This window comes from Yersinia intermedia (assembly GCF_900635455.1).
In the GTDB taxonomy this organism is placed as follows: domain Bacteria; phylum Pseudomonadota; class Gammaproteobacteria; order Enterobacterales; family Enterobacteriaceae; genus Yersinia; species Yersinia intermedia.
Window position 1 is genome coordinate 467,120 of sequence record NZ_LR134116.1, and the last position, 22,188, is coordinate 489,307.

A 22,188-nucleotide genomic window follows, 5' to 3' on the forward strand; every position below is an offset into this window, starting at 1 on the left:
TGTTATTGGCAGCTTGAGGGTTAAGGATAACCATGAATAAACGACTTATGGCCATTCTGGGCGCGATACTGTTGCTGGCAGTGGCGGCGTTGCAAGGGGTTGGCGGTGTCACAGCGCGTGATATCGGCCAATCGGTGGATCTGGAACGCCCACCTTTAGCGGCATCTGCATCGATTGAACAATTGACCCAGCACCATCAGGTGGTTAAATACCTACAAGTGCATCATCGCCTGCCAGATTTTTACCTGACCAAGCAGCAGGCGCGTGCGCAGGGCTGGGATCCCAAAGACGGCAATTTGTGTAAAGTGTTGCCAGGCAAAGCGATTGGCGGTGATCGTTTTTCTAACCGTGAGCGCCAACTACCTGAGGCGAAAGGCCGCAACTGGCGTGAAGCCGATGTTAATTATCGTTGTGGGCATCGCGGTAGCGATCGTTTGCTGTACTCCAATGATGGCCTGATTTATTTAACTCAGGATCACTACAAGCGTTTCATTCGGATGGAGTGATAAGATGGTAAAAGTGGTATTTGATTTTGACCATATATCTGATCTTCCTGCATTTTACCGCGTATTTTGCCAAAAATTTGCGCTGAGCGAAGATTTTGGTGCCAATCTGGATGCTTTGTGGGATGTGGTCACGGGCGAGATAGCCTTACCGGTAGAGATTGAATTTATTCATTTCAATCACCGCCGTAAACGCCGCTTTGGTGCGATTGTGCTGCTGCTTGAGGAAGCAGAAGAGGAGTTAGCAGGCAGCCTGCGTTTCAATATAGCGTGAATTAACCTTCTTGAGTCGGGAGCCGAGTCAGACCCGGCCCCGCCCGATTATTGCTGCTTTTCAGACAGTTCACGCAGATATTGGAAGATCTGACGGAATGATTTCGGCGGCTTGTTAGTGGCTTTCTCTTTCTGGGCATTACGTATCAGGCTACGCAGTTGTTGGCGATCCGCATCTGGATATAGCTCCAACACCGTAGGGATCGCGACATCACCTTCTTCAACCAAACGGTCACGCAGCATTTCCAGCTTGTGGAACAGCGAGATTTGTTGGTTATGGCGATTTTTCAGCTTATCCAATGCGGTTTGGATAGGTTCTACATCACGGGCACGTAGCATTTTACCAATTAACTGGATCTGGCGGCGGCGGCCTTCTTTCTTGATCTTCTGTGCCAGTTCAACGGCTGCCAGCAGATCTTCATCCAGTTGGATTTTCTCCAGCGCATTTTTACCCAGCTCAACCAGCTCGGTACCGAGGTCTTTCAGCGCTTCGGCATCACGTTTAATTTCACTTTTACTGACCCAGATAATTTCATCGTCATCTTCGTTTTTATCTTCTGGGACTTCATCTAGCCAATCTTCGGGCTGTTTGTTCATGGTCAAATTCCTTAAAAAGAGGCTAATCGTAGCAGGTTGTTGGCTTTCTGCGAAATAGTACCAAGATCTCTGATAGACTCGGAACTATGGCGTTCTATATTGTATCCGTGTAAGTCGTCGTGTTACGACTCTTTCCTGAACGATTATCTCATTAATTATGGCAGACTGATGAAAGTAGTCACTCAAGTTGCAGAACAGCGTAAAACGCTGGAACAAGCGGTTGCACAGGCTTTGGAATTGGCCCGTGTGGGTTCTGATGCGGCCGAAGTCGCCGTCAGTAAAACCACCGGGATTAGCGTCAGCACTCGCTTTGGTGAAGTGGAGAACGTGGAATTCAACAGCGATGGTGCGCTGGGAATTACTGTGTATCACCAGCAGCGTAAAGGCAGCGCATCCACCACTGATTTAAATCCAGATGCCGTCGCCCGTACGGTGCAGGCTGCGCTGGATATTGCTCGTTATACCTCACCTGATCCCTATGCCGGGGCGGCAGAAAAATCGCTGCTGGCTTTTGAGGCGCCAGATCTGGATCTGTTCCATCCGAGCGATTTGGATGCAGAACAAGGTATCTTGTTGGCTGCCCGTGCGGAACAGGCTGCATTGCAGGCTGATAAGCGGATTACCAATACTGAAGGTGGCAGTTTTAATAGCCATTATGGTATCAAGGTGTTTGGCAACAGCCACGGCATGTTGCAGAGCTATTGTTCAAGTCGCCATTCGCTTTCCAGCAGCGTTATCGCTGAGCATAATGGCGATATGGAGCGAGATTACGCTTATACCATTGGCCGGCGGATGGAAGATTTAGCCAGCCCGGAATGGGTTGGTGAGGAGTGCGCTCGTCGTACTTTATCCCGTTTGTCACCACGTAAATTGCCGACCATGCAGTCACCCGTGTTGTTTGCCGCTGAAGTGGCGACCGGCTTGTTTGGTCACTTGGTTTCGGCGATTAGCGGCGGCAATATCTACCGTAAATCTACCTTCCTGCTTGATCATCTGGGTAAGCAGATTTTGCCTGAATGGCTGACGATTGAAGAGCACCCTCATCTATTACGCGGTTTGGCCTCTACACCGTTCGACAGTGAAGGTGTGCGTACCCTGCAACGGAAAATCGTGAAAGACGGGGTGCTGCAAACTTATCTACTGACCAGCTATTCAGCCCGCAAACTGGGGCTGCAAAGCACCGGTCATGCTGGTGGTATCCATAACTGGCGCATTGCCGGTCAGGGGCAGGATTTCGCCGGTATGCTGAAGCAATTGGACAAAGGTTTGGTGGTAACTGAACTGATGGGCCAAGGTGTCAGTACCGTGACTGGCGACTATTCCCGTGGCGCGGCGGGTTTCTGGGTTGAAAATGGTGAGATTCAGTATCCGGTCAGTGAGATAACCATTGCCGGTAATCTGAAAGATATGCTGCGTAATATTGTCAGTGTAGGCAGTGATATCGAAACCCGCAGTAACATTCAATGTGGCTCTGTTTTATTGCCTGCGATGAAGATTGCGGGCGAATAACATTGTATTGCTTCACATCTAAAGCTGGCATCGGTTGCCAGCTTTTTTTTGATTTTTATTCTGCCTTCCTCCCATTTCTTAACTGATTACAAAAAAATCATTGCCAGTTTCAGTGTCTATTGCCTATGTTAAGTGTGAGCAATGTACTAATGATCAGTGTTTCAATAACAATAACCCTACCCAAAGCGTGACATTGCTGCGAACAATGTGGTGATGTCATGTCAGAAGGGTATAGAAGGAATGTGAGCATGGGTAAGAAAATGATGGCGTTAATGGCGGCAGTGTTACTCAGCGCCAGTACTTTAGCGATGGCGGCCAGTGTGTCGGATAATATGGAGACCATTGCCGAGAACTACGGCAAAGTGTTGAAGGCTGACTCTACTGATGTGATGAAGGAAGGCTTGCAGGCGATGCGTGCAGCGGCGCAGGATGCACAAAAGGGCATACCTACCAAGTTGATAAGTAAAGGCGAGGGCAGCGCGGAGGTGAAGGATTTCCGCCATGGTTTGGACTTATTTATCGGGCAGATTGATGGTGCGCTGGCATTGGCGAATCAAGGTAAGCTCGATGAGGCTAAGAAAGCAGCCCAAGACTTTAAACCGACCCGTGATACCTACCATAAAAAGTATCGTTAATAATTCCTTTCACCCGAATCACTGGCTTGAGTCAGTGATTCGGGACTTGTCCGTTTGCTGCCTGGCGGTAACGCCAATGGCTTTAGGAATATGTTAGCGGTGATATTCACCGGCTGCTTCTGGCTGGTACAGCAGTTCTACCACGGTAATGCGGGTTTCATCCCCACCTGGCAGCTTCCAGCTAATTTCATCATTAATGTGCATCCCCAGCAATGCCGCACCTAGCGGAGCCATCACGGAAAGTTGTTCGTTACTGTCTTTTAGCGATGCCGGATACACCAGTGTGCGGATATGCTCTTCCTGACTGTTCAGATCGCGAAAACGCACACGGCTATTCATAGTCACCACATCTGCCGGAATGGCGTTAGGTGGCAGAATTTCTGCACGATCCAGTTCTTCATTGAGCGCTTGTGCGACCACTGTACCGGCAAAGGCCGGTTGCGCCAGTAACGCATCCAAACGTTCAGCATCCAGCTCGTTAATCGTGATGGTTGGCTTGGTCATACCACTCTCCAATTCAATTTCAGCAAAACATAAAAACAACACCCCCACGCCATAGGAGAGGGGGTGCTAGAAAATAGCTTAATATTAATCTGATATTAGGCGCTTCTGGCTAGAAAAGAAAGAGATCAGGATCACGAACTTTTTTCCACTACAAACGAACCCAGTGCATTTATATAAAAGTTATTTTGTTGTTAATGATTAAGTTAGCTATTTAATAGCTGTGTTTTGCGAAAGTGATCCCCCCAGTACATTACATTTCCACTTTGAACTGGAAAAAAAGCCGCTACACAGCTATTCCGCTTGCAGGTAGGGTGAGGTTATAGCGCAGAGAGAAGCTAACTGAACTTATCTTTGTAGTCAGAAAGTTGTTACATACCTTAAATAATTCGAGTTGCAGGCGGGTGGCAAGGGAGTGAGTCCTTGGGCGCTTACCGAAGTAGGCGATTGGAGCGAGAGAACACAGCCAACACTCCGCAGCGTGAAGTATGGCGGGTATAGCAAAAAATAGGGGATTACCAGCGTGAATGATGTAGCCGCATTGAGTGCAGCCGAGGAACCTGGAAGAGAAGAGGAAATTATCATTACTGAGCGGGTATTAGCTGAAATTACCGCGATGTTGGATGCTGAAAATATTTTTACCAATAAAGTTCAGCAACAAATGTTGACATCACATATTCGTGCCATGGTGTTGCGTTCAATAACCGGTGAGCCATTACCTGAAGTGGATAAATCATTATTCGATGAGATTTCAGCACATTCGATGCAAATGGCCCAGCAGGTGGTCGATAAATTTGCCAATTTACCTATTGAAGAAGCCTATTTATTGTCGGTTCATTTTGAAGTAGCGAAAGACAATAACCCATAAAATAGTGAGCTGGAGAAGAGATTATGAGTCAAATTACCGTTGTGATTGGCGACCGTCTAGGTAAAGGCCAAAAAGTGGGTCAGGGTGTTGAATTGGCTGGTGGCCGCGTGGTGGTTATTCCCGGTGTCGCCGCAGATATGAAATTGGGTGATGTGATGAACAGTGAAAAAGCTGACTTCGGCATTTCATTCTGTGGCAGTGGTGGTGCGGGTGCTATTACGGCACAAAACAAATATGGTTATAAAGCAAAATATGGCATGCGTTCCGTTGACGAAGGCGTGACGGCAATAAATGAAGGTTGCAAAGTGTTGGGCTTCGGATTTATGGATAAAGAAGAATTAGGTCAGCGATTAGTGGAAGCCTATATCAAGAAATACGGTCAACCGTAATGAAAGAACAATATACCACTCAGGTGCAAGTTAAAGGTAAAGGTGATAGCAAGGAAAAAGCTTTCGCTAATGCACTCGGTAATGTCCAGAATACGGTGTTGAAATCGACACAAAATATTCTGTTACGGATTGAACCACAAGACGTAAAAGTATTAAACGCAGAATTATCAGTTAAAAATGAAAAGTTTTTATTCTTTTTCCTGCCGCGTGAAAGAAAGACATATAGCGTTGAATTAGATATCACCGTGAACGTGACAATTATTAATACAGATAAGGTCGTCTTCATATCTAAATGAAAAGGATATACTGATGTTTCTAATCATTCTTTTTAAGTCGATTATTATCGGCGGACTGGTCGGTGTGGGGGTGGGTGTTGGGGCTGCCCGTATGTTTCATGCACCGACAATACAGGGTATGGGAGCATTTCGTACCTTGGGTGAACTGAACTCATGTGAGGGAGATCCGGCATCGCACTTCTCCTTTGGATTAGGCTTCTTCTTCAACGCCTGGGCCTCTTCGGTGGCAGCCGGTGCCTTTACTCAGGACGTCGACCACCGCATCATTCCTAACTGGGGTGCTGCTGCATTGATGATTAAAAATCGTAATGTAGCGGAAACCATGCATAACCCGAAAAAGATGGCAATTGCCTGCGGGATTATCGGGGTTATTGTTGTCAGTTTCCTAAACACCACTGCTTCTGCGGTACCAGCAGCATTACAGGTCACTGCAATTAAAGTGTTGGTACCGGCAGCGAATATTCTGGTTAACACCGTGATGCCGGTTATTTTCTGGCTGGCGGCTATTGATGCCGGGCGTCGCTCTGGTTTCTGGGCCACTATTTTTGGTGGGTTGGCTCAGCTAATCATGGGTAATGCCGTACCTGGTCTGGTGTTGGGTATTTTAATTGGTAAAGGTGTTGAGGAAAGCGGCTGGAATAAAGTGACTAAGATCATGATGACAGTCATTGTGCTGTTATTTGTGCTCAGTGGTTTCTTCCGCGGGTTCGATCTGAAATTCCTGGAGTCATTTAGCCTGAGCGCGCCGGTTTGGCTCGATACCATTCATAACGCATTGAGCGGAAAATAACATAACGAGGGGAGCTTGATGATGGATGAACAAACCAAGAATAATTTCTGGTATGCCGACTGGTCATTTCCGATCTTTGTAGGGTTATTATCCTCCGGCGTATTTGCGGGTACTCATATGTATTATTTATATGGTATCGGCGCATTTAACGAAGTGGCATTTGTTTCAATGCTACGTGCCGGTATGGATACCGGTGTTTATGGTGCGGTGGCGGCATTTGGTGCCAGTTTCTTATTCGCCCGTATTATTGAAGGTTCGCTTGTCGGTATTTTGGATATCGGTGGTGCGATTCAAACCGGTGTCGGTCTGGGTGTGCCAGCATTATTACTGGGAGCCGGATTTGTCTTCCCGGTGGCTAATTTTGCAGCCTCACTGGTAACCGGCCTGATTATTGGTTTAGCTATCGGCTATCTGATTATTTTGGCGCGTAAATTCACGATTAACCAAAGTAATTCAACTTATGGTGCTGACGTTATGATGGGGGCGGGTAACTCCTCTGGTCGCTTCCTCGGGCCATTGATTATTCTGTCAGCCATAACAGCATCAATTCCCATTGGGATCGGTTCTTTAGGCGGCGCTTTACTGTTTTATCTGTGGAATAAACCGATTACCGGTGGCGCAATTTTGGGTGCCATGATTTTAGGGTCTATTTTCCCGGTCGCTATTTCATGATGTCTGGGGTAAATATCCAGATTACTGGATATTTACCCTACTAACCCTGCTGCAACGTCAAGTAAGAAGGACATAATGGAGAATAAAGATAATGTATGACTTTATTATCACACGCGCACTATTAGTTGACGGCCGTCAGGTTAATATCGTAATTAATGATGGAAAAATAGTGGCCGTTGATGCGGCTATTGCCACTGACGACAATAATCAAGCCGAGCCTTCAGTTTATTCTGCTAAACAAGTGTTGGATTTGGCTGGGAAATATTACATCAGTGCTGGTTGGATTGATTCCCATGTGCATTGTTACCCCGCATCCCCTATTTATCATGACGAAGCCGATTTGGTCGGAGTTGCCAGTGGCGTGACGACGGTGGTGGATGCCGGCAGCACTGGTGCCAATGATGTGGATGATTTTTACCGCCTGACCCGTGCCGCCAAAACCCATGTTTATGCTTTTCTGAATATTGCGAAAACCGGCATCGTGACGCAAAACGAATTAGCGGATATGGCGCAGATTGATAAGCAAAGTGTCAGTCAGGCTATTGCCCGTAATCCTGGTTTTATTATCGGTATTAAAGCCCGCATGAGTAGCAGCGTGGTCGGTAAAAACGGCATTAAACCGTTGGTGCGAGCCAAAGAGATTCAACAAGAAAACAATCAGCTACCCTTGATGGTACATATTGGCAATAACCCGCCTGATTTGGATGAGATCGCCGACTTGTTAACGCAAGGCGACATTATTACTCACTGCTATAACGGCAAACCTAATCGTATTCTGACACCTGCCGGGACCTTGCGTGAGTCTATTCAACGCGCATTGAAACGCGGTGTGCTACTGGATGTTGGGCATGGCAGTGCCAGTTTCAGCTTTGATGTCGCCGAACTGGCCATCAAGCAAGGTATTTATCCGCACACCATCAGCTCCGATATTTATTGTCGCAACCGTATTAACGGGCCAGTGCACAGTCTGGCGACGGTGATGTCCAAATTTTTCACCCTCGGTTTGAGCCTTAAACAGGTCATTGCTTGTGTGACAGAAAATGCCGCGCAAGCCCTGCATTTGACTCATAAAGGGATACTGGCAACGGGCTATGACGCTGACCTGACGATTTTTGAGCTGAAACAGCAACCTCAGCTATTTAGCGATTCAGAAGGTAAATCGGTTACCGGTGAGACGTATCTGGTGCCACTAGCGGCGGTCGTTGCTGGTGACATAGTATTAACTGACGAAGGGAAGTCAAAAGATGTCTTCAGTCTATGAAAAATACCAGTTAAAACATGTGATTAATGCTTCTGGTCGCATGACGATGTTGGGCGTTTCAACGCCACGACAGGATGTGGTTGAGGCGGTAGAGCTGGGCCTAAACCATTACTTCGAAATGAAAGATTTGGTCAATAAGACCGGTGCTTACATTGCTGACTTGCTGAATGTTGAGAGCGCGGTGGTTGTCTCCTGCGCTTCTGCCGGCATTGCTCAGTCGGTCGCTGCGGTGATCGTGAAAGATGATGCCAATTTACTGGTTAATCTACATGCTGCCCCGCGCGCAGTGCCACATGAAATTGTTCTGCCGAAGGGCCATAACGTTAACTTCGGTGCGCCGGTCGATACCATGGTGACGCTGGGAGGGGGCAAAGTGGTGGAAGCCGGTTATGCCAACGAATGTTTACCGGAGCAATTGGAAGCGGCGATCACGCCAAATACTGCGGCGATCTTGTATATAAAATCCCACCATTGTGTACAAAAAAGCATTTTATCTGTTGAGCAAGCGGTTGTGATTGCCCGTAAACATCAATTGCCATTAATCGTTGATGCGGCAGCGGAAGAAGACTTGCAGTGTTATTACCAGATGGGGGCAGATTTGGTGATTTACAGTGGTGCCAAAGCCATTGAAGGGCCAACCAGCGGGCTGGTCTTAGGCAAAAAAACCTATGTTGATTGGGTGAAGTTGCAGTCAAGCGGTATTGGCCGGGCGATGAAAGTGGGTAAAGAGGGCATTCTCGGCCTGACCCGTGCCATTGAAAGCTATATGACGCTGGAAAAAGAGACTGGTCAGCAAATGGTAGAAAAAATGACACCATTTATCAGTCAGCTAAATACCATTGACGGTGTGTCGGCGAAAGTGGTTTGGGATGCTGCCGGGCGTGATATTGCCCGTACTGAAATCAGTTTTGATGAAGCCAAAATAGGGCACTCGACACCGGATTTGGTGGATGCGCTGAAACATGGTGATATCGCCATTTACTTCCGTGCCTATAAAGCCAATGAAGGCAAAATTGAAGTGGATGTGCGCAGTGTCACGCCATCACAACTTGAGATAATTTATACCTGCATTAACCGCCTGGCTAAGGGAGCCTGACTAATGAAACTGACCCCGAATTATTACCGTGACCGGGTGTGCCTGAATGTGTTGGCCGGTTCAAAAGAGAATGCACGCGAGATTTATCAAGCCGCTGAAGGCCATGTCCTGGTGGGGGTGTTATCGAAGAACTATTCTGATGTCGATAGCGCAGTCAAAGATATGCGCGAATACGCAGCTCTTATCGATAATGCCCTGTCGGTAGGGTTGGGCGCGGGGGATCCGAAGCAATCAACAATGGTCAGCCAGATTTCACAGCAGGTGCAACCGCAACATGTAAATCAGGTATTTACAGGTGTTGGCCCAAGTCGTGCTTTATTGGGGCAGCATGATACTGTGGTGAATGGCTTGATTTCACCGACTGGCAAAGTGGGTTACGTAAATATCTCCACCGGCCCGCTCAGTTCACAGCAAAAGGAAGCGATTGTTCCAGTGACCACCGCCATTGCTATGTTAAAAGATATGGGGGGCAGTTCGCTAAAGTTTTTCCCAATGAACGGGTTGGATTCTATCGATGAGTACCGTTTTGTGGCTGAGGCTTGTGCTGCTACTGGCTTCTGGTTGGAACCTACCGGCGGCATCAGTCTGGATAATTTTGAACAAATCGTACAAATCGCATTAGATGCCGGGGTAACGAAAATTATCCCGCATATCTACAGTTCGATAATTGACAGTAAAACAGGCAATACCCGCCCAGAAGATGTGCAAACATTATTGGCTATCGTGAAAAAAATAGTGCCGTAATTCTTTGATTTACCTGATGTAAACTCACTAGCGGTGAAGGCCGATGTTGCCGTGTGAGATAACGCACCCCCTGCGGCCATGGTGGCGGGGGGTGCCCATACACCCTAAATAACGGAGTGGAGCAGTGAGATTTCCCTATCAACGTCTGGCCTACATGTTCGATGCATTGCAATCGGAAACGCTGCCTCAGGATGAGCTGGCGAAACGTTTTGCGGTTTCGACACGTACAGTGCGGGCAGATATTACGGCGTTGAATGAGATCCTTGAACATTATGGCGCGCACTTTATCCATAACCGTGGCTTTGGCTACCGATTGATGATCGATGATGCTGAGCGCTTTCGCGCTCTACAGCAGCAAAACCGTAAAACGCACCTAACCCCGCGAACCGCCAATGAGCGAGTGCATTACCTGTTAATCCGTTTTCTGACCTCTGCCTTTTCATTGAAGCTGGAAGATTTAGCCGATGAATGGTTTGTTAGCCGTGGCACATTGCAAAATGATATGGCTGAGGTGAGAGAAAGGCTGAACCGATACCATCTGACAATTGAAACCAAGCCACGCTACGGCATGAAATTGTTTGGTACTGAGTTGGCAATTCGTACGTGTTTGACCGACCTTTTGTTTCAGCTACACCTGCAAGATGCTGATAATCCACTATTAAAAAATGAGTTTCTTAACATTCAGACTATCCCCGAATTAACGGGATTGCTGCATGAACTATTGGCGCAATATGCGGTACGGTTAACTGATGAGGGCGAGCACTACCTGATTTTCTACTGCGCGGTGGCAATCAAACGTATCACCGATGGTTATCCGTTATCAGATTTTGATGCTGAAGATGTGGATGAGGCGGTCAAACTCGCCTCCGGCCGTTTGGCAAATGAGTTGAAACTACTATCGGGTAAAGATATTTCCGCAGCAGAAGAAGCGTATTTGCGGGTCAATATTGCCGCCCGCCGGGTGCAAGCCAGCCCGCCTGGTGCCAGTCGCCCCAGTGAAATCAATGCCGATGATGAAGAGACATTGGTGGATTACATCCTCTCTTATATCAACGCACACTATAACTACAATTTGCAGGGTGATAAGCAGCTACGAATTGATTTACTCACCCATATCAAGACCATGATTACACGGGTGAAGTATCAGATAACTATCCCTAACCCATTGTTATCCAATATTAAACAGCACTATCCGATGGCTTATGACGTAACACTGGCGGCGGTATCCAGTTGGGGTAAATATACGCCTTATAGCTTGAGTGAAAATGAGATAGGTTATCTGGTACTGCACATCGGTGTGGGGTTGGAACGCCATTACAATATTGGTTATCAACGTCACCCACAGGTGATGTTGGTGTGTGATACCGGTAACTCTACTACCCGAATGATTCAGGCACAGATTGCTCGTAAGTATCCGCAGATCGTGATGACACAGACCATTTCCCTGCGAGATTACGAAAATCTCGACCATATCGACGAAGATTTTATTATTTCTAACTCACGCCTGGCGGAAAAGAATAAGCCGGTGGTGGTAATGTCACCGTTTCCGACAGAATATCAGTTAGAACAACTGGGTAAGTTGGTGCTGGTGGATCGCACTCGCCCTTATATGTTGGAAAAGTTTTTCGACAGTAATCATTTTATGATTATCGACCAGCCGATGACACAAGAACAATTATTTAAAAAAGTGTGCAGTCAGTTAGAAGAGGAAGGGTTCGTTGATGCAGACTTTTACCCGTCAGTGGTGGAGCGTGAGGCGATTGTCTCCACCATGCTGGGGGAGGGGATTGCACTGCCACACTCACTCGGTCTGTTAGCCAAAAAGACTGTGGTGGTTACCCTGCTAGCGCCCAATGGCATTGCCTGGGGGGATGGTGAGGTAGCCCATGTCATTTTCCTGTTAGCGATCAGTAAAACTGACTATGAAGAAGCGATGGCGATTTATGACTTGTTCGTTACTTTTGTGCGAGAGCGTTCAATGAGCCGTTTATTGAGCAGTCAGCATTTTGATAGCTTCAAGGCGATAGCGATTGATTGTTTGAGTCGAATTTGAGTTATGCCAAAGCACATTTCTAGCGATGGATCAGAAAAGGCCATCCATGAGTGGGCAGCCTTTAGAAAAATAGGGGGTATTTGAGCGTATCAGTTATGCAATGATACGGGGTCCGGCTTGTACAATTTAGTTAGATTTGAAATATCGATATTCTCTTCTGCTTTCCCCAGATCGTAAGCCGCCTGGAGGCGGAGCCACATTGCCGGAGTGCTTCCCAGAACCGCCGCCAGTTTCACCGCCATTTCCGGTGACACCGCAGAGTGACAAGAGACAAGCCGCTGCACCGTGGATGGCGCAACGTTTAACGCTCTTGCTAACTCCCTAATCCCAAGATCCAAATCTTCGAGGATGCCTTCAATCATTTCTCCCGGATGCGGGGGATTATGCATTTTCATTAGTGATAGTCCTCGTAGTTAAGAATAAACGCATCTCCGTCTTTAAACTCGAAGGTGATGCGCCAGTTTCCGCTTACCGTGACTGACCAGAGCCCTTCTCTGTCACCCTGTAACGAGTGGAGTTTGCACCCAGCAACATTGACATCTTCAATCGTTTCCGCCAAGTCGATAAATCGCAAACGGCCACGGAGTCGCTTAACATGCTGGGGGTTAATACCTGCGGCAGAACCCGTTTCAAAGAAGCGTTGCAGTCCCTTGTGTTTCCAACTTTTTATCATTTATCGTTCCCTGTTGCGCCACAAGAAACATTATAACGAGTGTTTCGCGTGGCGCAACACTCACGCCGTTAATAATCAAATCACTGCCAGCCATATCTCCTCACAAACCACCCTTTAACCAACTGCGTTGTCACCATATAGCCGGTTAGGATCACTATCAGCCATGGGAAGTAAGAAAGTGGCAGCGCTTGTAATTGCAGGAACCCAGCCAGTGGAGAGAAGGTTAGCCCGATACCAATAACCACCACCGCCAGTGTCATTAGACACAGCGGCCAAGAGGCACGGCTCTGGATGAAGGGAATTTTACGAGTACGGATCATATGCACAATTAAGGTCTGGGACAGCAGTCCTTCAACAAACCAACCGGATTGGAATAATGTCTGCATTTCTGGCGTATTGGCTTTAAATACCCACCACATCAGGCAAAAAGTCAGTACGTCAAAAATAGAACTTATCGGACCAAAGAACACCATAAATCGCCCCAAATCGCCGGCGTTCCAACGTTGTGGCTTTGCCAATTGCTCTTCATCAACGTTATCGAATGGAATGGCAATCTGCGAAATATCGTACATCAAATTCTGGATTAACAGATGGAGCGGCAACATAGGCAGGAAGGGCAAAAATGCGCTGGCAATCAGCACGCTGAAGACGTTACCAAAGTTAGAGCTGGCGGTCATCTTGATGTATTTCAGCATATTGGCAAATGTGCGGCGGCCTTCAATTACCCCTTGCTCTAACACCATCAGGCTCTTTTCCAACAAGATGATATCGGCGGCTTCTTTGGCAATATCTACTGCTGAATCTACCGAGATCCCAATATCAGCAGCACGCAGTGCCGGGGCATCATTGATGCCATCTCCCATAAAACCGACCACATGACCGGCATTACGCAGGTTCTGTACGATGCGCTCTTTGTGCATTGGTGTCAGCTTGGCGAACACGGTGGTAGTGCGGGTGGCTTCAGTCAGTTGTGTCTCTGTCATCTGTTCGATATCACTGCCACGCAAGACATGCTCGACAGATAATCCAACATCTTTACATACCTTACGCGCTACTAACTCGTTGTCACCGGTAAGAATTTTGACGTTAACGCCATTGCGTTTTAGCGCCAGTAGCGCCGGCGCTGTGCTCTCTTTCGGCGGATCGAGAAAGGCGATATAACCTTCCAGGATCAGGTCATATTCATCGATAACAGCATAGTTTTGCTGATAAGCCGGCATGATACGGGTAGCAACTGCCACCACCCGCAGTCCTTGCTGGTTCTGCTCATCGGTAATGCGACGGATGCGTGCCAACAGCGCGTCGGTCAATGGGATAATTTCACTCCCTTGGCGGACATGGCGGCAAATGGACAGCATCTCTTCCAGCGCGCCTTTGCAGATAAGTTCGTGATAATCCGCTTTATCGCTGACCACTACTGACATGCGACGGCGTTCAAAATCGAATGGGATCTCATCAATTTTGCGGTAACCCGCCAACGTGTCGGCCGCCTGAGATTTTGAATCTTTTGACTCAGCCATGGAAGATAACACCGCGACATCCAGCAGATTTTTCAATCCTGTTTGGTAATAACTGTTGAGCCAGGCGTAGCGCAGCACCCGCTCACAGTTGGCCCCGAACACATCGGTGTGGCTTTCCAACACAATTTTATCTTGCGTCAGGGTGCCGGTCTTATCGGTACACAGAATATCCATCGCGCCAAAGTTCTGAATGGCATCTAAGCGCTTGACGATCACTTTCTGCTTGGAGAGTTTTACCGCCCCTTTTGCCAAGGTCGATGTGACGATCATCGGCAGCATTTCCGGGGTTAAACCCACGGCAACAGAGAGCGCAAACAGCGCGGCTTCCCACCAGTCACCTTTGGTAAAACCGTTTATCAACAACACGATAGGTGTCATGACTAGCATAAAGCGAATCAGCAACCAACTGACTTTACTGATGCCACTCTGGAAGGCATTAGGTTGCTCATCCTGATGCGTCACACGCTCTGCCAGCAGGCCAAAATAGGTTTGGTTACCAGTGCCCACCACGATAGCCAGTGCCGAACCGCTAACGACATTGGTGCCCATAAAGCACAGCGTGTCTCGTTCGAGTGGGTTTTGTTCCTCACACTCACGGGATTGCGCCACTTTCTCAACCGGCAGTGACTCACCGGTTAAGGCGGCCTGACTGATAAACAGATCTTTGGCCACCAGAATACGTAAATCCGCCGGGATCATATCGCCCGCAGACAGTTTGATGATATCGCCAGGCACTAACTGAGAGATGGGTAGCTCGTGGTGCTCACTCTTTCCCGTCTGGGCATCGCTGCGCACTACGGTTGCGGTATTGCTGACCATGGCTTTCAAGGCATCCGCAGCGCGGTTAGAACGCGCTTCCTGAATAAAATGCATCAGGGTGGAAATCAGCACCATGGCACCAATCACCAGTGCGGCGGTGAGGTCTTCGGTGGCGTAGGAAATCAGGGCCAGAATGGTGAGCAGTAAGTTAAACGGGTTGCGATAGCAGTGCCATAGGTGAACCCACCAACGGATAGCTTGCTGATTTTCAATTAGGTTGCTGCCACTTTGCAGACGAATGGCTTCTGCTTCTTGTTCTGTTAACCCTTCCGGGTGGCTTTGGAAACGCAGATAAAGTTGTTGCGGCGTTTCATTCGCGCACTGCAATCGTTGTTCAGTCAGCGCTGCGGGCAAATCTTTCGTTGCACTTCCCTGCGGCAAACCATCTAACATGGTTTCCCGACGAATTAGGCGGCGAGGCAGGTTACGGCTCAGTACATTGAGCAACTGCCGGGTGAAATTTTTAAATTGCATGGTTCAGGCCTTACTGTCATGTCATGAACGTTCTTCATGTTGCGCCCACGGCAAACCTGCCGTAGAGATGGCAAAAAACGTAATCAGCAGAAACCAACGCGGGGAAGATGCGCAGTAACTGCCTACCAGATCTGTTTCTGGTAAGGCAGCCACGCTAAACGGGGAACTACCTTACCGAATACACCAAAGGGTGCGGCTCGAGGGAACAGGGTCCACTGGGTAATTAACCTCCGGTAAATTAAAAGACAAGGTAGGCGCTACGCGACATCTACCCATACACTTCGTTCTTGGTGCTCTATCTCACAACAAACTTAGCAACTAAACAGGCATTAAACCGCATCACTGTGCTTGCCACGCCAAAAACTACCCTGACGGTAAGATATACCGTTAGGGCAGTAATATGCTGCGAGCCATTGGGATATCATGCGCTGAGTCTGATTCTGCGCATACTAGACTTCCCGCAACTTCGATAATATAAATAATCAGTTTATTATATGTTTCCAAACCTAAACATTAGGTAAACCATGCAAAACCGTTTGACCATAAAGGACATTGCCCGCATGAGTGGAGTTGGAAAATCCACGGTTTCACGGGTATTAAATAACGAAGGCAGTGTCAGTCCACAAACTCGTGAACGAGTTGAAGCTGTCATCCGTCAGCAGAGCTTTACCCCATCAAAATCGGCCCGGGCCATGCGGGGGCAGAGTGATAAAGTTGTGGGTATTATTGTTTCGCGCCTGGATTCGCCATCCGAAAATCAGGCCGTGCGCACGATGCTGCCACTGTTCTATCAGCAAGGTTATGACCCTATTCTGATGGAGAGCCAGTTTGATCCTGAATTGGTCAGTGAACATTTACATGTGCTGCAACAGCGCCATGTGGATGGCGTCATTTTGTTTGGTTTCACTGGGTTAACCGCAGAAATGCTCTCGCCGTGGCAGGAAAAAATGGTCGTACTGGCGCGCGAGTATGCGGGCTTTTCTTCCGTATGCTACGACGACGACGGGGCTGTGCGCCTGTTGATGGATAAGTTACGTCACGCCGGGCATCGGCATATTAGTTATATTGGCGTGCAACCGTCGGATGCCACTACCGGTATGCGCCGTCATCAATCTTATCTTGATTACAGCCAACAACACGGCCTGCTACCGACGGTTGCACTGGGTGAACTGAGTTATCAGAGTGGCTTCCAGCTTGCACCTCAGGTGATAAAACCCGATACCTCGGCGTTGGTGTGTGCCTCTGACACTATCGCTATGGGGGTGAGTAAATATTTGCAGCAGCAGAGCCTGCAACACATTCAGGTATGCGGCATTGGTAATACACCGCTGTTGCACTTTTTGTTCCCAAATACCCTGTCAGTCGAGTTGGGTTATGGCACCGCAGGGGTGAAAGCCGCGCAACAATTACTTGATCAACTTAATCATAGTCAATCAATTCAACAAATTATCATTCCAGGCCAATTGGCCTGACTCTTCTTTTCTCGACGTGATGCTATCTGAAATCCCATCCAGAGTGGTGGGAGAGCATGATGGGCGAACCTGTTGTTTACGGCTAAAAACGTCACAAAAAGTTGTCAAATTGTGATCTTCAACGCAAGTTGGGAGCGTTCCCATTTCATAAAAATCAATACATAGCTAATCTTTAATGGGTTGTATATTTAACAGGCTATCGGTGTGTTTTTTCTTTAAGACTGACCCTAACTGCTTTTATTAAGAAAAACGAATAAGCCGCACGCTATCCCACCTTTATGAAAGGTACGTTGAAATGAGCAAAGTAAAACAACAAGATATCGATCAATTGATCGTACTGGTGGGAGGCAGAGATAATATTGCCACCGTCAGCCACTGTATTACCCGGCTACGTTTTGTGTTGAATGACCCCTCTAAAGCCTCACCTAAAGAAATTGAAAATCTGTCGATGGTTAAAGGCTGTTTTACTAATGCCGGGCAATTTCAAGTGGTTATCGGGCCTGAGGTTGACGATTATTATCAAGCGCTGATTGCTAAAATTGGCCTGAATGAAGTGGATAAAGAGCAAACCAAACTGGCTGCACGGCAGAACATGACTTGGTTTGAGCGTGGTATTTCTCACTTTGCCGAGATTTTCTTCCCGTTGTTGCCAGCGTTAATTAGTGGAGGCTTGATCCTCGGCTTCCGTAATGTGATTGGCGATATTCCGATGTCTGATGGCAAAACGCTGGCGCAGATGTACCCAGCCTGGAAAACCATTTACGACTTTCTTTGGCTGCTGGGCGAAGCCATCTTCTTCTACCTGCCGGTGGCTATCTGCTGGTCGACAGTGAAGAAAATGGGAGGGACCCCAGTATTGGGGATTGTGTTGGGTATCACCTTGGTATCACCACAACTGATGAATTCCTACCTTCTGGGGCAACAGATCCCCGAAGTTTGGAACTTTGGCTGGTTTACCATTGAGAAAGTAGGTTATCAGGCACAGGTCATTCCATCGATTTTGGCGGGGCTGGCGCTGGGGTGGATTGAAACTAATCTGAAGAAAATCATTCCAGCCTATCTTTATCTGGTTGTGGTGCCGGTAGTTTCTTTGTTGCTGGCGGTATTCCTCGCCCATACGCTTATCGGGCCATTTGGTCGCATGATTGGCGATGGTGTGGCCTGGGGAGTGAAAGCGGTCATGACAGGCAGCTTCGCGCCGGTTGGTGCCGCACTATTTGGCTTCTTGTATGCACCGCTGGTCATTACCGGTGTGCATCAGACCACGTTAGCCATTGATATGCAGATGATTCAGAGCATGGGCGGTACACCGGTATGGCCGCTGATTGCGTTGTCTAACATCGCACAGGCATCTGCGGTACTGGGCATTATTATCATTAGCCGCAAGATCAATGAGCGCGAAATATCGGTACCTGCGGCAATTTCAGCCTATCTTGGCGTCACAGAACCGGCCATGTACGGTATCAACCTCAAATATCGCTTCCCGATGCTGTGCGCCATGATTGGTTCTGCGCTAGCGGGCCTCATTTGTGGGCTGACTGGGGTGATGGCGAACGGTATTGGTGTCGGTGGCCTGCCTGGTATTTTATCCATCAAACCACAGTTCTGGGCGATCTATGCTTTGGCAATGTTAGTGGCGATCGTGGTGCCTTTGGTGCTGACTATACTGGTTTATAAACGTAAAGAGAGTCGTGGCGAATTACCGGTCTAAATCGTATTCCTCCGCCAAAGGTTATCCTGTGGCGGAGCTGTTTCTTTAATTTTCTCTGTTTTTACTACGAATAAGAGTCTGCTATGAATAATCCTATCCCTTGGTGGCAAAACGGCGTCATTTATCAGATTTACCCGAAGAGTTTTCAGGATAGCACCGGTAATGGCTATGGTGACCTGGCTGGCGTGACGCAACGGTTGGATTATCTGCACAAACTCGGCGTTGATGCCCTCTGGCTGACACCGGTTTATGTCTCGCCACAAGTGGATAACGGCTATGACGTTGCCGACTACTGCGCCATTGACCCTGCTTACGGCAGCCTGGATGATTTCAAAACCTTGGTTGCGGCAGCTCATCAGTGGGGTATGCGTATCGTGATGGATATGGTGTTCAATCACACCTCCACCGAACATGCCTGGTTTAAAGCATCAGCGGAGCGCAACAGCCCGTACCGCCAGTTCTATATTTGGCGTGATGGTGAGGGTGATAATTTACCGAATAATTGGCGCTCGAAATTTGGCGGTAATGCCTGGCAATGGCACGCTGAAAGCGGCCAATATTATCTGCATCTGTTCGCTACCGAGCAGGCGGATCTTAATTGGGAGCACCAGCCGGTACGTGATGAACTGAAGAAAGTGTGCGAGTTTTGGGCTGATATTGGTGTGGATGGTTTGCGCCTGGATGTAATTAATCTGGTATCCAAACAGCAAGACTTCCCGGATGATTTTACGGGTGATGGCCGCCGTTTTTATACCGATGGCCCCCGTATCCACGAATTTTTACAGGAAATGAGCCGTGATGTGTTTCAGCCGCGCGGCCTGATGACGGTTGGTGAGATGTCGTCCACCCGCCTTGAGCATTGTCAGCGTTATGCCGCATTGGGTGGGGATGAGCTGTCGATGACCTTTAATTTCCATCATCTAAAAGTGGATTATCTCAATGGGGCCAAATGGTCACTAATGTCGCCGGATCGGGTGGAACTCAAACAGATATTTAATCAGTGGCAGCAGGGGATGCATAACCGTGCGTGGAATGCGTTGTTCTGGTGTAACCACGACCAGCCGCGCATTGTATCGCGCTTTGGTGACGAAGGTGCACTGCGCGTGCCAGCGGCCAAGATGCTGGCAATGGTACTGCATGGTATGCAAGGTACGCCATATATCTACCAAGGCGAAGAGATTGGCATGACCAATCCTAATTTTACTTCGATTGATCAATACCGTGATGTCGAAAGCCTGAATATGTTTGCTGAGCTGAGTGCGCAAGGTCGCGATCCTGACGAGTTATTAGCGATTCTGGCGGCTAAATCCCGTGATAATAGCCGTACCCCGATGCAATGGGATCGCAGCCGTAATGCCGGTTTCAGTCAGGGAACGCCATGGATCGAACCCTGCAGTAACTATGCTGAAATTAATGTTGATAGCGCGCTGGCTGATGCTGATTCGGTGTTTTATGCCTATCAATATCTGATAGCCCTGCGTAAACAACATGATGTGTTCACTTTTGGTGACTATCGTGATCTCTGCCCGCAGCATCCAGAGTTGTGGTGTTACTTACGCCACTGGCAGGGTAAGCAGTTGTTGGTAGTGGCTAACCTGAGCGGTGAACCGCAACAGTGGCAGCCAGAGGAGATTGCGCTGGACGGTAACTGGCAATTGTTGATGAGCAGCTACGGCGAAAGTGCTTTCCAGCCGCAGGAGATGGTATTGCGAGCATATGAGGGGATTTATTGGGTGAGGGATTGATTTAGTTCAGATCAGTGGCTTCTCTCTTTGCTCGGCAGCTCAAATGTGTTTTTAACTTCAAAGGCCAATTCAAAACAAAAGGCTATGGTTTTGATTCTGACTCTCTTTATGACGTTGAGCGCAATCAGGAATATTGCCGATGAGGATGGAGGCCGCAATGGTTAGGTGAACACTGAACGCATATCAACCGAAACCGGAGCCTAAAAGTTACCTTGTGGATAAATATGAAACAACCGCAGTCCTTCACGCTTACGCGCGATTGTTAGCTGATCGGCCGGTTGTAACCATTGCCTGTAGGCGTCGTAATGGCCTCGGTGTTGCCCCTCAGCCAGTAACATTTCATCGAAAAATCGCGATACGGAAAGGTCGATGTTCAGCATTATTAGGTGCAATTAGTGAGTGGGATGCATTATTGCTGAGCAGAAAGTTGCCATATCATGATCATGATGATCTGCGAGAGCGCATTGGGAAAGGCCGACAGACAATATTAGCGGGATAAGCATAAAAAAACGGCTGGTAATAACCAGCCGTAGACGCAATAACATCAGAATTAACGACGTACCGCGATAGCTTCGATTTCGATTTTCACATCTTTTGGCAGACGCGCAACTTCAACACATGAACGTGCTGGGAATGGCGCATGGTGTTCAGTAAAGAAAGCTTCGTAAGTGGCATTAACTGTACTGAAGTCATTCAGATCTTTCACGAATACCGTCGTTTTCACGATGTCAGCAACTTTCAAACCTGCCGCTTCAACGATAGCTTTTACATTCTCCAGTGACTGACGCGCCTGCGCGGATACATCATCGGCGACCAAACCTGTTTTTGGATCAACAGGGATCTGGCCTGAAGTGAGGATCATACTGCCCAGATCGACACCTTGAACATAAGGGCCGATGGCGGCAGGGGCGAGTTCAGTGCTGATAATGCGTGACATGTTGACTCCTGGTTACGTAAGGAAAGAAATATTTTAATTATCGCGACCATTATAAAGATGGGGTGGATTACAGCAACCCACGTGAATCAAGTTTGCGATGTCGCGTTGCAGCGAATATTGCCACTTTTGTAAATATTTTGGGGCGGCAATATTCGTCTGAACAGGGTGTTAACCCGCTTGAGTAATCAATCTGCCTGTAAAACCACCCGATGATCGAACTCTTTCTCGCAATATTTACATTTAAGGTAGATTTCGCCTTTTAGGGCTTTCACTTTAAAGCTGGAGTCGACCGGCTCGTTGTGGCTGATGCAGTTACTGTTTGGGCAAGTAAGGACGCCATCTATCTGCTCTGGCAGACTTAGGGTCAGTTTCTTCACCACTTCGTAGTTATCGATGCGGTTAACAGTAGCATCCGGTGCATACATCGCCAGTTGGTTGGCCTGTTGCTCTGTTAGGAAGGTATTTTCTATTTTAATCAAATCCTTACGACCTGATCGTTTAGACGGTAGATTCAATCCAATAGTAATACGTTGATCAGTGGCGGTCAGTTTGAACAGCGACAACAATTTAAAGCCGATTTGTGCCGGAATATGGTCAATCACAGTGCCACATTTAATCGCTTCAACCTGTAGTTTATAATCCTGAGTCAT

The 22,188-nt window shown here is 47.9% G+C and carries 23 protein-coding genes and 1 pseudogene; 16 read left to right on the forward strand and 8 right to left on the reverse strand.

Features of this window, described 5'->3' with window-relative positions; translation table 11 throughout:
* The first annotated feature begins 32 nt into the window (after positions 1 to 32).
* Both EL015_RS02105 and EL015_RS02110 read left to right on the forward strand, forming a co-directional pair.
* Positions 33 to 506, forward strand: a complete 474-nt coding sequence (locus EL015_RS02105) for a ribonuclease (RefSeq protein WP_032906977.1) — start codon at positions 33 to 35, stop codon at positions 504 to 506.
* A 4-nt stretch (positions 507 to 510) separates the two neighbouring features.
* Positions 511 to 777, forward strand: a complete 267-nt coding sequence (locus EL015_RS02110; protein ID WP_005188533.1) for a barstar family protein — start codon at positions 511 to 513, stop codon at positions 775 to 777.
* Positions 778 to 824: 47 nt separating this feature from the next.
* Here the strand turns inward: EL015_RS02110 and yjgA are convergent, their stop codons facing one another.
* Entirely contained in the window at positions 825 to 1,373 is a 549-nt protein-coding gene (yjgA, locus tag EL015_RS02115; protein WP_005188531.1) for a ribosome biogenesis factor YjgA, read from the reverse strand.
* Between the two features lie 168 nt (positions 1,374 to 1,541).
* On the opposite strand from yjgA, the gene pmbA reads away from it, so the two are divergent.
* Positions 1,542 to 2,882: a metalloprotease PmbA gene (gene pmbA / locus EL015_RS02120; RefSeq protein WP_005188529.1), complete on the forward strand. Its 1,341-nt coding sequence runs from the start codon at positions 1,542 to 1,544 to the stop codon at positions 2,880 to 2,882.
* Between the two features lie 248 nt (positions 2,883 to 3,130).
* Positions 3,131 to 3,517 (forward strand): cytochrome b562, encoded by a 387-nt coding sequence (cybC, locus tag EL015_RS02125; protein ID WP_005188526.1) that lies wholly within the window; start codon positions 3,131 to 3,133, stop codon positions 3,515 to 3,517.
* A 93-nt stretch (positions 3,518 to 3,610) separates the two neighbouring features.
* Here cybC and rnk read toward each other — a convergent pair whose 3' ends face one another.
* Positions 3,611 to 4,021, reverse strand: a complete 411-nt coding sequence (gene rnk / locus EL015_RS02130; RefSeq protein WP_032906984.1) for a nucleoside diphosphate kinase regulator — start codon at positions 4,019 to 4,021, stop codon at positions 3,611 to 3,613.
* Positions 4,022 to 4,598: 577 nt separating this feature from the next.
* Between rnk and EL015_RS02135 the strand changes: the two genes are divergently transcribed.
* From EL015_RS02135 to EL015_RS02175, 9 genes are all read left to right on the forward strand, one after another.
* Positions 4,599 to 4,886 carry a glycine dehydrogenase gene (locus EL015_RS02135; RefSeq protein WP_371112945.1) on the forward strand — a complete coding sequence of 96 codons (288 nt, stop codon included), beginning with the start codon at positions 4,599 to 4,601 and terminating at the stop codon, positions 4,884 to 4,886.
* 23 nt (positions 4,887 to 4,909) lie between these two features.
* Complete coding sequence (locus tag EL015_RS02140; RefSeq protein WP_005188517.1) at positions 4,910 to 5,275, forward strand: glycine-rich SFCGS family protein; 366 nt, start codon at positions 4,910 to 4,912, stop codon at positions 5,273 to 5,275.
* Positions 5,275 to 5,571, forward strand: a complete 297-nt coding sequence (locus EL015_RS02145) for a DUF4312 family protein (RefSeq protein ID WP_032906976.1) — start codon at positions 5,275 to 5,277, stop codon at positions 5,569 to 5,571. Before EL015_RS02140 ends, EL015_RS02145 begins: the two co-directional genes overlap by 1 nt.
* A 13-nt stretch (positions 5,572 to 5,584) precedes the next feature.
* On the forward strand, positions 5,585 to 6,361 hold the full coding sequence (locus EL015_RS02150; RefSeq protein ID WP_004392358.1) for a DUF4311 domain-containing protein: 777 nt from the start codon (positions 5,585 to 5,587) through the stop codon (positions 6,359 to 6,361).
* 21 nt (positions 6,362 to 6,382) lie between these two features.
* Positions 6,383 to 7,033, forward strand: a complete 651-nt coding sequence (locus tag EL015_RS02155) for a DUF4310 family protein (RefSeq protein ID WP_032896643.1) — start codon at positions 6,383 to 6,385, stop codon at positions 7,031 to 7,033.
* A 91-nt stretch (positions 7,034 to 7,124) separates the two neighbouring features.
* Positions 7,125 to 8,294 (forward strand): amidohydrolase/deacetylase family metallohydrolase, encoded by a 1,170-nt coding sequence (locus EL015_RS02160; protein WP_005188510.1) that lies wholly within the window; start codon positions 7,125 to 7,127, stop codon positions 8,292 to 8,294.
* Positions 8,278 to 9,390, forward strand: coding sequence for a DgaE family pyridoxal phosphate-dependent ammonia lyase (locus EL015_RS02165; protein ID WP_032906975.1), 1,113 nt, complete (start codon positions 8,278 to 8,280; stop codon positions 9,388 to 9,390). Before EL015_RS02160 ends, EL015_RS02165 begins: the two co-directional genes overlap by 17 nt.
* 3 nt (positions 9,391 to 9,393) lie before the next feature.
* Positions 9,394 to 10,134 carry a 2-dehydro-3-deoxy-phosphogluconate aldolase gene (gene dagF, locus EL015_RS02170; protein WP_005188504.1) on the forward strand — a complete coding sequence of 247 codons (741 nt, stop codon included), beginning with the start codon at positions 9,394 to 9,396 and terminating at the stop codon, positions 10,132 to 10,134.
* Between the two features lie 124 nt (positions 10,135 to 10,258).
* The gene (locus EL015_RS02175) at positions 10,259 to 12,187 is read left to right on the forward strand and encodes a BglG family transcription antiterminator (protein WP_072103864.1); all 1,929 of its coding nucleotides are present in this window, start codon (positions 10,259 to 10,261) and stop codon (positions 12,185 to 12,187) included.
* 89 nt (positions 12,188 to 12,276) lie between these two features.
* On the opposite strand, the gene EL015_RS02180 is transcribed toward EL015_RS02175, so the two are convergent.
* The 3 genes from EL015_RS02180 to mgtA form a co-directional block, all read right to left on the reverse strand.
* A complete protein-coding gene (locus EL015_RS02180) occupies positions 12,277 to 12,582 on the reverse strand; it encodes a HigA family addiction module antitoxin (RefSeq protein ID WP_032906974.1) in 306 nt (101 codons plus the stop codon).
* Complete coding sequence (locus EL015_RS02185; protein ID WP_005188495.1) at positions 12,582 to 12,860, reverse strand: type II toxin-antitoxin system RelE/ParE family toxin; 279 nt, start codon at positions 12,858 to 12,860, stop codon at positions 12,582 to 12,584. Before EL015_RS02185 ends, EL015_RS02180 begins: the two co-directional genes overlap by 1 nt.
* An 80-nt stretch (positions 12,861 to 12,940) precedes the next feature.
* Complete coding sequence (gene mgtA / locus EL015_RS02190) at positions 12,941 to 15,673, reverse strand: magnesium-translocating P-type ATPase (RefSeq protein WP_005188491.1); 2,733 nt, start codon at positions 15,671 to 15,673, stop codon at positions 12,941 to 12,943.
* A gap of 524 nt (positions 15,674 to 16,197) precedes the next feature.
* Between mgtA and treR the strand changes: the two genes are divergently transcribed.
* From treR to treC, 3 genes are all read left to right on the forward strand, one after another.
* Entirely contained in the window at positions 16,198 to 17,145 is a 948-nt protein-coding gene (gene treR / locus EL015_RS02195; RefSeq protein WP_005188487.1) for a trehalose operon repressor TreR, read from the forward strand.
* A gap of 295 nt (positions 17,146 to 17,440) precedes the next feature.
* Positions 17,441 to 18,856 carry a PTS trehalose transporter subunit IIBC gene (gene treB / locus EL015_RS02200; RefSeq protein ID WP_005188485.1) on the forward strand — a complete coding sequence of 472 codons (1,416 nt, stop codon included), beginning with the start codon at positions 17,441 to 17,443 and terminating at the stop codon, positions 18,854 to 18,856.
* Positions 18,857 to 18,939: 83 nt separating this feature from the next.
* On the forward strand, positions 18,940 to 20,601 hold the full coding sequence (gene treC, locus EL015_RS02205) for an alpha,alpha-phosphotrehalase (RefSeq protein WP_005188483.1): 1,662 nt from the start codon (positions 18,940 to 18,942) through the stop codon (positions 20,599 to 20,601).
* 224 nt (positions 20,602 to 20,825) lie between these two features.
* On the opposite strand, the pseudogene EL015_RS22135 reads toward treC, so the two are convergent.
* The 3 genes and pseudogenes from EL015_RS22135 to pyrI all read right to left on the reverse strand — a co-directional run.
* Positions 20,826 to 20,981: pseudogene (locus EL015_RS22135) on the reverse strand (circularly permuted type 2 ATP-grasp protein); the annotation flags it as partial.
* A gap of 170 nt (positions 20,982 to 21,151) precedes the next feature.
* Positions 21,152 to 21,538 carry a 2-iminobutanoate/2-iminopropanoate deaminase gene (gene ridA / locus EL015_RS02215; RefSeq protein WP_005188477.1) on the reverse strand — a complete coding sequence of 129 codons (387 nt, stop codon included), beginning with the start codon at positions 21,536 to 21,538 and terminating at the stop codon, positions 21,152 to 21,154.
* Between the two features lie 185 nt (positions 21,539 to 21,723).
* Positions 21,724 to 22,188, reverse strand: coding sequence for an aspartate carbamoyltransferase regulatory subunit (pyrI, locus tag EL015_RS02220; RefSeq protein WP_005188467.1), 465 nt, complete (start codon positions 22,186 to 22,188; stop codon positions 21,724 to 21,726).

Bases quoted from the DNA above. Each gene is read 5' to 3' on its own strand.
- EL015_RS02105 (WP_032906977.1), top strand. From the start codon at position 33: ATGAATAAACGACTTATGGCCATTCTGGGCGCGATACTGTTGCTGGCA.
- EL015_RS02110 (WP_005188533.1), top strand. From the start codon at position 511: ATGGTAAAAGTGGTATTTGATTTTGACCATATATCTGATCTTCCTGCA.
- yjgA (WP_005188531.1), bottom strand. From the start codon at position 1,373: ATGAACAAACAGCCCGAAGATTGGCTAGATGAAGTCCCAGAAGATAAA.
- pmbA (WP_005188529.1), top strand. From the start codon at position 1,542: ATGAAAGTAGTCACTCAAGTTGCAGAACAGCGTAAAACGCTGGAACAA.
- cybC (WP_005188526.1), top strand. From the start codon at position 3,131: ATGGGTAAGAAAATGATGGCGTTAATGGCGGCAGTGTTACTCAGCGCC.
- rnk (WP_032906984.1), bottom strand. From the start codon at position 4,021: ATGACCAAGCCAACCATCACGATTAACGAGCTGGATGCTGAACGTTTG.
- EL015_RS02140 (WP_005188517.1), top strand. From the start codon at position 4,910: ATGAGTCAAATTACCGTTGTGATTGGCGACCGTCTAGGTAAAGGCCAA.
- EL015_RS02145 (WP_032906976.1), top strand. From the start codon at position 5,275: ATGAAAGAACAATATACCACTCAGGTGCAAGTTAAAGGTAAAGGTGAT.
- EL015_RS02150 (WP_004392358.1), top strand. From the start codon at position 5,585: ATGTTTCTAATCATTCTTTTTAAGTCGATTATTATCGGCGGACTGGTC.
- EL015_RS02155 (WP_032896643.1), top strand. From the start codon at position 6,383: ATGGATGAACAAACCAAGAATAATTTCTGGTATGCCGACTGGTCATTT.
- EL015_RS02160 (WP_005188510.1), top strand. From the start codon at position 7,125: ATGTATGACTTTATTATCACACGCGCACTATTAGTTGACGGCCGTCAG.
- EL015_RS02165 (WP_032906975.1), top strand. From the start codon at position 8,278: ATGTCTTCAGTCTATGAAAAATACCAGTTAAAACATGTGATTAATGCT.
- dagF (WP_005188504.1), top strand. From the start codon at position 9,394: ATGAAACTGACCCCGAATTATTACCGTGACCGGGTGTGCCTGAATGTG.
- EL015_RS02180 (WP_032906974.1), bottom strand. From the start codon at position 12,582: ATGAAAATGCATAATCCCCCGCATCCGGGAGAAATGATTGAAGGCATC.
- EL015_RS02185 (WP_005188495.1), bottom strand. From the start codon at position 12,860: ATGATAAAAAGTTGGAAACACAAGGGACTGCAACGCTTCTTTGAAACG.
- mgtA (WP_005188491.1), bottom strand. From the start codon at position 15,673: ATGCAATTTAAAAATTTCACCCGGCAGTTGCTCAATGTACTGAGCCGT.
- treR (WP_005188487.1), top strand. From the start codon at position 16,198: ATGCAAAACCGTTTGACCATAAAGGACATTGCCCGCATGAGTGGAGTT.
- treB (WP_005188485.1), top strand. From the start codon at position 17,441: ATGAGCAAAGTAAAACAACAAGATATCGATCAATTGATCGTACTGGTG.
- treC (WP_005188483.1), top strand. From the start codon at position 18,940: ATGAATAATCCTATCCCTTGGTGGCAAAACGGCGTCATTTATCAGATT.
- ridA (WP_005188477.1), bottom strand. From the start codon at position 21,538: ATGTCACGCATTATCAGCACTGAACTCGCCCCTGCCGCCATCGGCCCT.
- pyrI (WP_005188467.1), bottom strand. From the start codon at position 22,188: ATGACTCAGGATTATAAACTACAGGTTGAAGCGATTAAATGTGGCACT.